The sequence below is a fragment of the Haemophilus sp. SZY H53 genome, assembly GCF_054332375.1.
Window position 1 is genome coordinate 46,945 of the sequence record NZ_JBTGNV010000003.1, and the last position, 13,502, is coordinate 60,446.

Sequence of the window (13,502 nt, forward strand, 5' to 3'; positions counted from 1 at the left end):
ATTAATAAGTTCGGTCTACCGATAAATAAGCCAGTGAAATTAAGGCTTTTTTGTATTCGCTTTCAGGTAATAAGGCAATGGCATTAACTGCTTTTTGGGCTTCTTGTTTTGCACGAACCATCGCATAATCAAGGGATTTATGTTCAGCCATAATTGCAAGCACGTCATCGATAGCATCACGTTTTCCGCCTTGTTCAATGGCTTCACGAATAAGTGCGGCTTGTTGTGGATTACCATGACGCATTGCGTGTAATAAAGGAAGCGTCGGTTTACCTTCGGCGAGGTCGTCACCCACATTTTTGCCTAATGCGGCAGCGTTTGCGCTGTAATCTAACACATCATCTACTAATTGGAATGCGGTGCCAAGATAGCGACCATATTCTTGAAATGCGCTTTCAATTGATTTTTCAGCTCCCGCAACAATCGCCACAGATTGTGCCGCCACTTCAAATAAACGTGCTGTTTTACTATAAATCACACGCATATAGCTTTCTTCCGTGGTATCGGGATCATTCACATTCATCAATTGTTGAACTTCACCTTCTGCCAACACGTTGGTAGCGTCAGCCATAATTCGAAGAATATCTAGCGATTGTAGCTGTGCCACTAACTGGAATGCACGAGTATAAATGAAGTCGCCTACTAATACGCTAGCCGCATTACCAAAGGCCGCATTTGCTGTTGCGCGGCCGCGACGCATATCAGACTCATCCACCACATCATCGTGTAATAAAGAAGCAGTGTGAATAAATTCCACAAAGGTGGCGCAAGTGGCCACTTTATCGCTTTCGTAGCCTAATGCACGAGCGGCTAAAACCGCAATAAGTGGTCGGATGCGTTTTCCGCCACCTTGTACAATATAAAAACCAAGCTGATTAACCATCGGCACATCGGAGTTAATTTGTGCTAGAATAGCTCGGTCTACTTTCTGCATATCCGCATCAGTTAATGCTTGAATGGCATGCATATCCATTAAATCTTGTTTGTTCATCTTCATTTGGTTCGATGGTTGTATATGAAAAAGGAAAGTTTGGTGGATTTTACCTGATTTTTCAGGGTTTCTGAAATTAAACTCGAGGGAAAGCACTTTTTTTTATTTTATTGCAAATAAGTGCTTGCGATCGAGCTGTTTTTTCCGTAGAATTTGCGACCTATTTATATGAATTTTGAAGTGCGGACCGAAAAATAGTAACGGAGAAGCATAATTATAGCGGAGTATTTATGTACGCAGTTTTCCAAAGTGGCGGTAAACAACACCGTGTGAGCGAAGGTCAAGTGGTTCGTTTAGAAAAACTTGAACTTGCAACTGGCGCAACAGTTGAGTTCGACTCAGTGTTGATGGTCGTTAATGGTGAAGATGTTAAAATTGGTGCACCAGTAGTAGCTGGTACGAAAGTAGTGGCTGAAGTTGTGGCACAAGGTCGTGGCGATAAAGTTAAAATCGTTAAGTTCCGTCGTCGTAAACACAGCCGTAAACAACAAGGTCATCGTCAGTGGTTCACGGAAGTGAAAATCACTGGGATTCAAGCATAATTTCAGAGGAGATCAAGTAGATGGCAACTAAAAAAGCTGGTGGTTCAACTCGTAACGGTCGTGATTCTGAAGCTAAACGCCTTGGTGTTAAACGTTTCGGTGGCGAATCTGTATTAGCAGGTAGCATCATTGTACGTCAACGTGGTACTAAGTTCCACGCAGGTAACAACGTAGGTATGGGTCGTGACCACACCTTATTTGCTACCGCTGACGGTAAAGTAAAATTTGAAGTGAAAGGCGAGAAAAGCCGTAAATACGTAAGTATTGTAACTGAATAATTTTACATCTGATTTGATAAACGCCCCGCATTATCTGTGGGGCGTTTTCTTTGTTTTCTTACCTGTGATTTACAATCATTAATCAAATCTGTTATCTTGGCACTGTCATTCATTCTCTTCAATATTTTTTAGAATGAAATTTACCTGAATTCCTAACTGTGCTTTAGCCAAATAAAGGAAGACATCATGAAACAACAACCTCTTTTAGGATTTCTATTTGCTTTAATTACAGCGATGGCATGGGGATCTTTACCTATTGCGTTAAAACAGGTTCTATCAGTGATGACGCCACAAACGATCGTGTGGTATCGCTTTATTGTGGCATTTCTAGCACTCTTTATTTTGCTTGCTTATAAGAAAAAATTGCCACAATTTTTGAAAGGCGGTCAATTTATTTGGTTGGTAGTAATTGGTGTCATAGGGTTGTCTGGCAACTTCTTCTTATTTAATAGCTCACTTAAGTTTATCGATCCTTCTTCAGCTCAAATTTTTATTCACTTTTCCTCTTTTGGCATGTTGATTTGCGGTCTTTTTGTCTTTAAAGAAAAGCTCGGATTACACCAAAAAATCGGTTTAGCCTTATTACTTGTAGGATTAGTACTTTTCTTCAATGATAAGCTAGGTGGGTTTCAAGGGGAAAGCCGCTATTTAACGGGGGTATTATTAAGTCTAGCGGGCTCGTTAATTTGGGTCGCTTATGGTATGGCACAAAAATTAATGCTTCGCCGTTTTAGTTCGCCACAGATTTTATTAATGATTTATTTCGGTTGTCTTTTGGTATTTACGCCTGTTGCTGAATTTTCCCAAGTGAGAGAGCTCAGTCCGTTAGCATTTGGTTGTTTGGCTTATTGTTGCTTAAATACCTTATTTGGTTATGGCGCGTATGCCGAAGCCCTTAATCGCTGGGAGGTTTCTAAAGTCAGTGTTGTGATTACCTTAGTACCACTATTTACCATTTTATTTGCTCATCTTGCGCATTATGCGAGCCCTGATAATTTTGCCGCGCCAGAATTAAATATGATTAGCTATATCGGGGCGTTTGTTGTAGTATGCGGAGCAATTTTGTCGGCAATCGGACATAAGTTATTACCGCAATCAAAGTAAAGTGCGGTTAAATATTGGAGAGTTTTTATGAAATTTATTGATGAAGCCCTGATTCGTGTGGAAGCAGGGGATGGTGGAAACGGTTGTGTAAGTTTCCGCCGTGAAAAATTTATCCCTAAAGGCGGCCCAGATGGTGGCGATGGCGGTGATGGCGGTGATGTTTATTTGGTTGCAGACGAAAACTTAAATACCTTGATCGATTATCGTTTTACGAAACGTTTTGCAGCTGAGCGCGGTGAGAATGGCCATAGTTCAGATTGTACCGGTCGCCGCGGTAAAGATATTACGTTACGTGTGCCAGTGGGAACGCGTGCAATTGATAATGATACCAAAGAAGTGCTTGGCGATTTAACAAAGCATGGCGCCAAAATGTTAGTGGCGAAAGGGGGTTATCATGGCTTAGGGAACACACGTTTCAAATCTTCAGTGAACCGTGCACCTCGCCAAAAAACCATGGGTACACCAGGGGAAAAACGCGATTTATTATTAGAACTAATGCTTCTTGCGGATGTCGGGATGCTTGGTTTACCAAATGCAGGTAAATCGACCTTTATTCGTGCCGTTTCAGCCGCAAAACCAAAAGTCGCTGATTATCCATTTACCACTTTAGTGCCAAGTTTAGGCGTAGTGAAAGTGGATGAGAGCCATAGCTTTGTGGTGGCCGATATTCCTGGATTGATTGAAGGTGCATCGGATGGGGCGGGTTTAGGGATTCGTTTCTTAAAACACTTAGAACGTTGTCGTGTGTTAATTCATTTAGTGGATATTAATCCAATTGATGAATCCGATCCTGCTGATAATATTGCGATCATTGAGTCAGAATTATTCCAATATAGCGAAAAATTGGCAGATAAACCGCGTTGGTTAGTCTTCAATAAAATTGATACGATGACTGAAGAAGAGGCGCATAAACGAGCTCAAGAGATTACCGAACGTCTTGGTTGGGAAGAAGGCTATCACCTCATTTCTGCTGCAACTGGTAAAAATGTGCCGCCACTTTGTCGTGATATTATGGATTTCATTGAAGCGAATCCACGTGATGCAGAAGTAGAAGAAAATAAACCTGAAGAAGTGAAATTCAAATGGGAAGATTACCATCAAGAACAGCTCGCTGAACATCAATTTGATGATGAAGATGACGACTGGGATGATTGGGACGAAGAAGATGAAGAAGGCGTTGAATTTATTTATAAACCTTAATGCCTAAATGGAAAAAGAGCGGAAAATTTGACCGCTCTTTTTTATTGCCTTTAACCTTTCTTTTTCCCACCTTGACGCGCTTTAAAGCGAGGGTTAGTTTTCGAAATGACATAGACGACACCGTGGCGACGAACAATTTTGCAGCCAGGACGGTTCTTTGCGCTTTTGAGTGAAGATAATACTTTCATTGAATATTCCTATTTTGATTTAAATGCGCCAAATTTACCGTAGCGGCTTGCAAATTCACTTGCACGACCTTCGTTACCAATTTGACGAGTTTTACCGGTATAAAATGGGTGAGAGGCAGATGAGGTATCACACATAAATACAGGGTATTCATTACCATCTTCCCATTTCATTGTGTTGTTGGTTTTAGCGCAAGAACGGATGAGAAAGCCTTGTTTTGCATTGGAATCGTAAAATAAAACGGTACGATAATTTTCAGGATGAATGCCTTTTTTCATTAGAACTCCTTATATGACGGAAATAATTGGGCGAAGATATTAATTTAAAGGAGAATAATTATCAATGTACTTTTATTCATGGAGATGAGAATTTTTTTCATATTAAGAAAAAGAAAAATGCCTTTTGGTTGAAAGGCATTTTGTCTATTTGTAGGAATTGTTACCCACGATGCGCGTTTTTCATAATACGCTCTTTTGTCACTTTCCATTCGCGTTCTTTAATATCATCACGTTTATCATGTTGCTTTTTACCTTTCGCAACGCCGATTTTGATCTTTGCCCAAGGGCCTTTCCAATAAAGAGAAAGGGCAACAATGGTAAAACCATCACGGCTTGATTTGCCGAAAAGATTATCCAATTCACGTTTATTCAATAAAAGCTTACGTGTACGCGTCGGATCGCAAACCACGTGGGTAGAGGCTAAGCTCAATGGTTGAATGGTCGCACCAAATAAATAAGCTTCACCATTTTTAAAAATGATATAGCTGTCGCTGATATTGGCTTTACCTGCACGCATTGATTTTACTTCCCAACCTTGTAATTCAAGGCCAGCTTCAATTTCGTTTTCTATAAAGTATTCGTGTCTGGCTCGTTTATTTAATGCAATTGTATTAGAGCCAACTTTGGCTTTTTTCTTGGTCATTGTTATCCGTTGTTCATTAATCGTAAATTGGCATTGATTTTACCGAATCTCGCTGTGGATAGCAAAAAACAAAAGGCTGATTTGATCCAGCCTTTTATTACTTAAGGCTAGATCATTCCTCTAATTCACCACAGAAACGATAGCCTTCACCATGTACCGTTGCAATAATTTCAGGCGTATTAGGGTGATCTTGAAAGTGTTTTCGAATACGACGAATTGTTACATCCACTGTGCGATCTTGTGGTTTTAATTCTCGTCCCGTCATTTTTAATAATAATTCTTCACGAGTTTGTAATTTACCTGGGTTTTCGCAGAAATGTAACATAGCACGAAATTCACTACGGGGGAGCTTAAACTCTACGCCTTCAGGTGTAATTAAATTATGGCTATTTAAATCCAGAATCCACCCATTAAAGCGATAATTTTCACGTTGTAAATGGGGTTCTTTACCATTTAATACCATGGAGCGATGCAATAAATTTCGTGCACGAATAGTGAGCTCTCTTGGGTTAAATGGTTTAGTGAGATAATCATCCGCTCCAATTTCTAGGCCTAAAATTTTATCGACTTCATTATCTCGCCCTGTGAGAAAAATCAACGGAATTGCAGCTTTCTCACGTAATTCGCGACCCAGTAATAAACCATTTTTACCGGGTAAATTAATATCTAATACGATGAGATTGACTATTTCTGAGTTTAACTGGTGATACATTTCCGCGCCATCTTGTGCTTGTAATACTTCATAGCCTTCAGCTTCAAAAATTCCTTTTAACGTATTACGGGTTACCGCTTCATCTTCCACGATGAGAATTTTTGGGGTAGCCATTCGTCTCTCCTTGTTATACTTTGTTCTGGGTGTATTTTATAATTGTAACATTGCTGCAACAACAGAAAAGTGTGACGATTTTTTTAAATTACATTTAATTTTATGATCTGAGTCATAAATTATTAACATTCTTTTTATCTATGCTAGAATTTTAATAGGAACAACAAATGGAACTTTATGATGAAGCGAATTCTTCTTTTTTTATTTTTTATTTTTACCACACTTTCCACTCAAGCTAGTCTTTTTGATAAGAAAACGGCTTTTTTACCTATTGATGAAGCTTTTCAATTTTCAGCTGCGAAAAGTGAGAATCAAGAAAATGTGATCGTCAATTGGTCGATTGCAGAAGGGTATTATCTCTATCAAGAGAAAATTTCCGTCAAGCTCAATCAAGAAGAAAATGCATCATTTGATGCACCGATATTTTCTATTTCCCCCGAGGATTATAACGATCCTTATTTTGGCTTGATGAAAATTTTCAAAAAACCCGTGCAAGCTATTTTTAAAGCGAGTCAGTCGCCATTAAAAGCAGAAGATGTGGTTGAGATTGCTTACCAAGGCTGTACTGAGGGCTTTTGTTATCCGCCTGAAGTGAAAGAAATTAAAGTGGCAGATTTGCCTATTGCACAGGTCGCTAATACTGAAAAAATATCGGAAAATTCGACCGCACTTTCAGCACAACCCAAAGCAGAACAAGACCGTTTAGCGGAAAGCTTATTTAATAGCAAATATGCCATATTTGGTTTTTTCTTATTAGGCTTAGGGTTGGCCTTTACCCCTTGTGTATTGCCAATGCTACCACTGCTTTCAGCGATTGTGATTGGCCAAAATCAGCGACCTAATATGTGGCGTGCTTTTGCATTAAGCTTTGTGTATGTGCAGGGGATGGCGCTGACTTATACCTTGCTAGGCTTGATTGTCGCCGCAATTGGTTTACCGTTCCAAGTGGCTTTACAACATCCTTATGTAATGATTGGTTTATCAATCATCTTTGTCTTGTTAGCCTTGTCGATGTTCGGTGTATTTACCTTACAGCTTCCAAGCTCCTTACAAACAAAACTGTCTTTACTTAGCCAACAGCAAAAAGCTGGCGCTTTGGGTGGCGTGTTCTTAATGGGCATGATTGCGGGACTTGTAGCTTCACCTTGCACATCAGCACCACTTTCTGGCGCGTTGCTTTATGTGGCGCAGAGTGGGGATTTGTTTACAGGTGCGATCACGCTTTATTTGCTCGCGTTGGGTATGGGCGTACCGCTGATTTTAATCACTTTATTTGGGAATAAAATCCTGCCTAAATCAGGTATGTGGATGGAAACCGTCAAAAAACTCTTTGGCTTTGTGATGCTCGCATTACCGGTATTCTTAATTTCTCGTATTTTACCAGATGAATGGACACCAAGATTATGGGCGATGCTCGGTACAGCATTTTTCATTTGGTTTGCATTCCAAATGCCGAAAAATGGTACAGGCTGGGTATTCCGAATTCTCTTTTTAGTCGCGGCAATGATTAGTGTTAAACCACTTCAATCTTGGGTGTGGGGTGAAAGCCAAGCACCAAGTGCGGTCGAAAATAAGGCGGTTTCTCATGTTGAATTTAAGAAAGTGAAAAGCGAAGCTGAATTACAACAAGCACTTGCTGAAAATAACAAACCACTTGTGATGCTCGATCTTTATGCGGATTGGTGTGTGGCGTGTAAAGAGTTTGAAAAAGAAACATTTAGTGATCCAAGTGTACAAAAAGCCTTTGGTGACATGCTGCTTCTTCAAGTTGATATGACGAAAAACTCCGAAGAAAACCGCGCTTTAATGACAAAGTATAAAGTGCTAGGTTTACCGACGATTTTATTCTTTAATCGAGAAGGAAAAGAAATTGAAGGCAGTCGTGTTAACGGATTCATGCCGCCTGTTGAATTTTTACAATGGATTGAGAAAATCCGCAAAGCGTAAAATTATTTCCTAATAGTAAAAAGTCTTTTTCGATTAGAGGTATTGTTTAGCTTTAAGTTAATCATTAATATACGCCCTGTTCTGAAATCACTTTTTATTTTTTATTAGGAAAACTTTATGAAAAATTTAGAAAAATACTCTCCGTATGTTTTAGCTTTATTGCGTATCGTCGCTGCATATATGTTTATCTTACACGGCACAGCGAAATTCTGGGAATTCCCAGTTTCAATGACGGGCGGTAACGGCGCAGTGGGCGATCCAATGATGATTGTCGGCGGAGTAATTGAGATTGTCGGTTCAATCCTATTAATTTTAGGTTTATTTGTTCGCCCAGCGGCATTTATCCTTTCGGGTCAAATGGCTTATGCGTATTTCTTTATGCACGTTGCAGGTAAAGGGAATTTATTCTTCCCAATCGCGAACGGTGGTGAACTTGCTTTACTTTACTCTCTCGTGTTTTTCTATTTTGTGTTTGCTGGTGCTGGTGCATTTTCTTTAGATAACCGTAAACGCTAATCACATTATTCATACTGTTAGATTGCCCGCATTTTGCGGGCTTTTTTGTTTTCTAAATCTCCTAAATAAGCAGTCTAACCTTGAAGTGCGCTTACCAGGAAAATTTTTTCTATATAAACGCAAACGTTTGCGTTATAATTCCCCCCGCTTATTTTTAACCATTTAATGAAGGAAAATGTAATGACAGATCGTCCAATTCGTCAGGCTTTACTCAGTGTTTCTGATAAAACTGGTATCGTAGAATTTGCTCAAGGCTTAGTACAGCGTGGTGTAAAACTACTTTCCACAGGCGGTACCGCAAAATTGTTGGAGCAGCATGGTTTGCCAGTGACTGAAGTGTCTGATTATACGGGATTCCCAGAAATGATGGACGGTCGTGTGAAAACCTTACATCCAAAAGTACATGGCGGGATTTTAGGTCGTCGTGGTACAGATGATGACATCATGCAGAAACATGGTATTGAAGGCATTGATATGGTTGTCGTGAATTTATATCCATTTGCGGCCACTGTGGCTAAACCAGATTGTACCTTGGCTGATGCGGTAGAAAATATCGATATCGGTGGCCCAACCATGGTGCGTTCTGCAGCGAAAAACCATAAAGATGTGGCGATTGTCGTGAACAATCAGGACTTTGATGCCATTCTTGCAGAAATGGATCAACATCAAAACAGCTTAACGCTTGAAACCCGTTTTGACCTTGCGATTAAAGCCTTTGAACATACCGCTCAATATGATTCCATGATTGCCAACTACTTTGGACAAATGGTGAAACCGTATCATGTAGCTGAGGAAGAAGATGCGAATGCGAAGTGCGGTCAATTCCCACGGACTTTAAATCTTAACTTCGTTCGTAAACAAACCATGCGTTACGGTGAAAATTCTCATCAAAATGCAGCCTTTTATGTTGATTTAAATGTGAAAGAGGCGAGTGTAGCTACAGCTCACCAACTACAAGGTAAAGCCTTGTCTTACAATAATATTGCTGATACTGATGCAGCACTTGAATGCGTGAAAGAATTTGATGAGCCGGCTTGTGTGATCGTTAAACATGCCAATCCATGTGGTGTGGCTTTAGGAAAAGATATTTTAGACGCCTATAATCGTGCTTACCAAACCGATCCAACTTCTGCATTTGGCGGCATTATTGCTTTCAACCGTGAATTAGACGAAAAAACCGCGAATGAAATTGTGGAACGCCAATTCGTTGAAGTGATTATTGCACCGAAAGTTTCTGCTGAAGCGCAAGAAGTCGTGAAACGTAAGAAAAATGTTCGTTTGCTTGAATGTGGTGAATGGACTTCTCGTTCTGAACGTTTAGATTTCAAACGTGTAAACGGAGGTTTGTTAGTACAAGATGCAGATTTAGGCATGGTTGGCTTGGATGATTTAAAAGTAGTGAGTAAACGTCAGCCAACTGAACAAGAATTAAAAGACTTATTATTCTGCTGGAAAGTGGCGAAATTTGTGAAATCGAATGCCATTGTTTACGCCAAAGATAACCAAACTATTGGTATCGGTGCAGGCCAAATGAGCCGCGTGTATTCTGCCAAAATTGCCGGTATTAAAGCGCAAGATGAGGGCTTGGAAGTGGCTGGTTGTGTAATGGCATCTGATGCGTTCTTCCCATTCCGTGACGGCATTGATGCAGCGGCAAAAGTGGGCATTCAATGTGTGATTCACCCAGGTGGTTCAATGCGCGATCAAGAAGTCATCGATGCGGCGGATGAACATAATATGGTGATGGTATTAACTGGAATGCGTCATTTTAGACATTAATTTATGTCGTCACTTCGCTCAATGAGCGACTTACTTTTTTACTTATCCCCCCTCTTTCGTAAAGAGGGGGCTGGGGGGAGATTTAAACGATGCTAAATATACTATGAGGTTGAAATAACTTCTGCCAAATCTCCCCTCCCCCTCTTTGCTAAAGAGGGGATTAAATTCAAAAAGATACAAGGAGCATTATGAACATCCTCATCATCGGAAATGGCGGGCGTGAACACGCCTTGGCTTGGAAAGCAGCACAATCTCCACTAGCAGATAAAGTTTTTGTCGCACCAGGCAATGCGGGTACCGCATTGGAACACAAAGTAGAAAACGTGAATATCGCTGCAACGGATATTCCTGCGTTGGTTAAATTTGCCCAAGATAACCACATTGGATTAACGATTGTAGGGCCAGAAGCGCCACTTGTGATTGGCGTGGTGGATGCGTTTCGTGTAGCTGGTTTAAAAATTTTCGGACCAACGCAAGCAGCTGCGCAATTAGAAGGTTCCAAAGCCTTTACCAAAGATTTCTTAGCCCGTCATAAAATCCCAACAGCGGAATACCAAAACTTCACCGAAGTAGAGCCGGCATTGGCATACTTGCGAGAAAAAGGTGCACCAATTGTCGTAAAAGCAGATGGTTTGGCGGCGGGCAAAGGCGTCATCGTGGCAATGACGTTGCAGGAAGCGGAAGAGGCTGTGCGTGATATGCTTTCTGGCAATGCCTTTGGCAAAGCGGGTAGCCGAGTGGTGATTGAAGAGTTTCTAGATGGCGAAGAAGCCAGTTTTATCGTCATGGTAGATGGTAAAAATGTTGAATCTATGGCAACTAGTCAAGATCACAAACGTGTGGGCGAAAATGATACAGGTCTGAATACCGGCGGTATGGGGGCATATTCACCAGCCCCAGTGGTGACACCAGAAATTCATGATCGCATTATGCGTGAAGTGATTTATCCAACAGTCAATGGCATGGCGGCAGAAGGCAATGTTTACACCGGTTTCTTGTATGCTGGATTAATGATTATGCCGAATGGCCAACCGAAAGTGATCGAATTTAATTGCCGTTTCGGTGATCCGGAAACCCAACCGATTATGTTACGTTTGGAATCGGATTTGGTGGAGCTTTGTCTTAAAGCCTGTGATGGCAAATTAGACGAAGTGAAATCCCAATGGAATCCAAAATCTTCCTTAGGGATTGTTTTGGCGGCTGAAGGCTATCCTGGCGATTATCGCAAGGGCGATGAAATCACCGGTTTGCCACAAAGTGCGGTCGAAAATGAGAAAGTTTTCTTAGCGGGCGTAGCAGAACAAGAAGGCAAGTTAGTCACGAACGGCGGTCGCGTGCTTTGTGTGACTGCGTTAGGCGAAAGCGTATTTGAAGCACAACAAAAAGCCTTAAAACTCGCTGAGCAAATTCAATGGTCTGGACGTTTTTATCGTCGAGACATTGGTTATAGAGCTGTGGAACGAGAGTTGCAAAAATAATGCATATTATGATGATGAATTAATTTCATTTAAGTGATGAAAATTTAGGAATGAAATTTTAATTAAGTTTTTATCCATAAACAGTTAAACTATCTGCCATAAATTACATAACAGGAGAACACAATGTTTACAAGAAATATGACTATCGCTGATTACGATCCCGTATTGTGGCAAGCGATTCAAGATGAAAATCGTCGTCAAGAAGAGCATATCGAGCTTATCGCATCTGAAAACTATGCGAGTCCACGCGTAATGGAAGCGCAAGGTTCACAGTTTACTAACAAATATGCGGAAGGCTATCCAGGTAAACGTTATTACGGCGGTTGTGAGTATGCTGACATTGTGGAACAGTTAGCAATTGACCGTGCGAAAGAATTATTTGGTGCAGATTACGTGAATGTTCAACCGCACTCTGGTTCACAAGCAAATGCTGCGGTGTATGGTGCATTAATTAATGCGGGCGATACTATTTTAGGTATGGATTTAGCACACGGTGGTCACTTAACCCACGGGGCGAAAGTGAGCTTCTCTGGTAAAATCTATAACTCTGTACTTTATGGTATTACCGCTGACGGTTTAATTGACTATGAAGATGTGCGTCAAAAAGCATTAGAACATAAACCAAAAATGATTGTGGCGGGCTTCTCTGCTTATTCCCAAGTGGTAGATTGGAAAAAAATGCGCGAAATCGCCGATGAAGTGGGGGCGTATTTATTTGTGGATATGGCTCACGTTGCGGGCTTAATCGCAGCAGGTTTATATCCAAACCCATTACCATACGCACATGTTGTCACAACCACTACTCATAAAACCTTAGGTGGTCCACGTGGTGGTTTAATCCTTTCTTCTTGCGGTGATGAAGAGCTTTATAAACGCTTGCAATCTTCTGTTTTCCCTGCAAACCAAGGTGGTCCATTAGTTCACATTATTGCGGCGAAAGCAGTATGTTTCAAAGAAGCATTAGAGCCAGCTTATAAAGAATATCAAGCCAACGTGATTAAAAATGCGAAAGCGATGGTAGAAGTGTTTAAACAACGTGGTTATGACGTGGTTTCAAACGGTACAGAAAACCATTTATTCTTAGTGAGCTTCATCAAACAAGGCTTAACTGGGAAAGCAGCAGATGCAGCACTAGGTAAAGCGAATATCACAGTGAATAAAAACTCGGTACCAAATGATCCACAAAAACCATTTGTGACTTCTGGTATTCGTGTTGGTACACCGGCTGTGACTCGTCGTGGCTTTACTGAACAAGACTGTCGTGAATTAGCCGGCTGGATGTGTGATGTATTAGATGCATTAGGCAAAGAAAACGAAGAACAAGTGATTGCAGCGACCAAAGAAAAAGTATTGGCAATCTGCAAACGTCTTCCTGTTTACGCATAATGCTGATTCAGCTTTTATTTGTGATGTTAGCGGCGGTAAATATCGCCGCTTATTTTTTAATGTGGAAAGACAAAATCCGCGCGGTTCGTCACGGCTGGCGAATTTCTGAAAATACCTTTTTTCTATTAAGCCTTCTTGGTGGTTTTATTGGTGTTTATTGCGGGATGAAGCGCTTTCGACATAAAACAAAACATTTCAGTTTTAAATTTGTTGTTATTCTTAGTGGCTTTATTTGGTTGATCTTAATGCCTTATTGGTATTTCTTTCTTGAATAATGTTGAGTACAGAATAACTTTCAGTAATAAAAAAGCCTAGAGGATCTCTCTAGGCTTTTTAGTATGCGATTAG

Annotated in this window: 15 protein-coding genes; 10 read left to right on the top strand and 5 right to left on the bottom strand. The window is 40.6% G+C overall.

From position 1 onward, the window contains the following. Window position 1: 1 nt before the first annotated feature. Window positions 2–991, bottom strand: a complete 990-nt coding sequence (gene ispB / locus ACXVWB_RS03765; RefSeq protein WP_128787987.1) for an octaprenyl diphosphate synthase — start codon at window positions 989–991, stop codon at window positions 2–4. Window positions 992–1,221: 230 nt separating this feature from the next. On the opposite strand from ispB, the gene rplU reads away from it, so the two are divergent. From rplU to cgtA, 4 genes are all read left to right on the top strand, one after another. Then, window positions 1,222–1,533 (top strand): 50S ribosomal protein L21, encoded by a 312-nt coding sequence (gene rplU / locus ACXVWB_RS03770; RefSeq protein WP_289901474.1) that lies wholly within the window; start codon window positions 1,222–1,224, stop codon window positions 1,531–1,533. Window positions 1,534–1,553: 20 nt separating this feature from the next. Then, complete coding sequence (rpmA, locus tag ACXVWB_RS03775) at window positions 1,554–1,811, top strand: 50S ribosomal protein L27 (protein ID WP_005539872.1); 258 nt, start codon at window positions 1,554–1,556, stop codon at window positions 1,809–1,811. Between the two features lie 186 nt (window positions 1,812–1,997). Continuing rightward, window positions 1,998–2,915: a DMT family transporter gene (locus ACXVWB_RS03780; RefSeq protein WP_289901472.1), complete on the top strand. Its 918-nt coding sequence runs from the start codon at window positions 1,998–2,000 to the stop codon at window positions 2,913–2,915. A gap of 27 nt (window positions 2,916–2,942) precedes the next feature. Further along, entirely contained in the window at window positions 2,943–4,115 is a 1,173-nt protein-coding gene (gene cgtA, locus ACXVWB_RS03785) for an Obg family GTPase CgtA (RefSeq protein ID WP_289901471.1), read from the top strand. Between the two features lie 50 nt (window positions 4,116–4,165). Here cgtA and ykgO read toward each other — a convergent pair whose 3' ends face one another. The 4 genes from ykgO to arcA form a co-directional block, all read right to left on the bottom strand. Continuing rightward, on the bottom strand, window positions 4,166–4,303 hold the full coding sequence (gene ykgO / locus ACXVWB_RS03790) for a type B 50S ribosomal protein L36 (RefSeq protein WP_005695435.1): 138 nt from the start codon (window positions 4,301–4,303) through the stop codon (window positions 4,166–4,168). A gap of 9 nt (window positions 4,304–4,312) precedes the next feature. Beyond that, complete coding sequence (locus ACXVWB_RS03795; RefSeq protein WP_014064115.1) at window positions 4,313–4,579, bottom strand: type B 50S ribosomal protein L31; 267 nt, start codon at window positions 4,577–4,579, stop codon at window positions 4,313–4,315. A gap of 160 nt (window positions 4,580–4,739) precedes the next feature. Beyond that, window positions 4,740–5,222: an SsrA-binding protein SmpB gene (gene smpB / locus ACXVWB_RS03800; protein WP_289901470.1), complete on the bottom strand. Its 483-nt coding sequence runs from the start codon at window positions 5,220–5,222 to the stop codon at window positions 4,740–4,742. A gap of 112 nt (window positions 5,223–5,334) precedes the next feature. Continuing rightward, on the bottom strand, window positions 5,335–6,048 hold the full coding sequence (gene arcA, locus ACXVWB_RS03805) for a two-component system response regulator ArcA (RefSeq protein ID WP_049357638.1): 714 nt from the start codon (window positions 6,046–6,048) through the stop codon (window positions 5,335–5,337). Between the two features lie 180 nt (window positions 6,049–6,228). On the opposite strand from arcA, the gene ACXVWB_RS03810 reads away from it, so the two are divergent. The 6 genes from ACXVWB_RS03810 to ACXVWB_RS03835 all read left to right on the top strand — a co-directional run bounded on the left by ACXVWB_RS03810 (window position 6,229) and on the right by ACXVWB_RS03835 (window position 13,429). After that, window positions 6,229–7,995 carry a protein-disulfide reductase DsbD gene (locus ACXVWB_RS03810; protein WP_289901512.1) on the top strand — a complete coding sequence of 589 codons (1,767 nt, stop codon included), beginning with the start codon at window positions 6,229–6,231 and terminating at the stop codon, window positions 7,993–7,995. A gap of 117 nt (window positions 7,996–8,112) precedes the next feature. Then, window positions 8,113–8,511, top strand: a complete 399-nt coding sequence (locus tag ACXVWB_RS03815) for a DoxX family protein (protein ID WP_126469527.1) — start codon at window positions 8,113–8,115, stop codon at window positions 8,509–8,511. A gap of 180 nt (window positions 8,512–8,691) precedes the next feature. Next, a complete protein-coding gene (gene purH / locus ACXVWB_RS03820; protein ID WP_289901469.1) occupies window positions 8,692–10,290 on the top strand; it encodes a bifunctional phosphoribosylaminoimidazolecarboxamide formyltransferase/IMP cyclohydrolase in 1,599 nt (532 codons plus the stop codon). A 188-nt stretch (window positions 10,291–10,478) separates the two neighbouring features. Beyond that, complete coding sequence (gene purD, locus ACXVWB_RS03825) at window positions 10,479–11,768, top strand: phosphoribosylamine--glycine ligase (protein WP_289901468.1); 1,290 nt, start codon at window positions 10,479–10,481, stop codon at window positions 11,766–11,768. A gap of 123 nt (window positions 11,769–11,891) precedes the next feature. Continuing rightward, window positions 11,892–13,154: a serine hydroxymethyltransferase gene (gene glyA, locus ACXVWB_RS03830; RefSeq protein WP_128786944.1), complete on the top strand. Its 1,263-nt coding sequence runs from the start codon at window positions 11,892–11,894 to the stop codon at window positions 13,152–13,154. Then, on the top strand, window positions 13,154–13,429 hold the full coding sequence (locus ACXVWB_RS03835) for a DUF1294 domain-containing protein (protein ID WP_128786945.1): 276 nt from the start codon (window positions 13,154–13,156) through the stop codon (window positions 13,427–13,429). The genes glyA and ACXVWB_RS03835 overlap by 1 nt, the downstream gene beginning before the upstream one ends. Window positions 13,430–13,502: the final 73 nt, after the last annotated feature.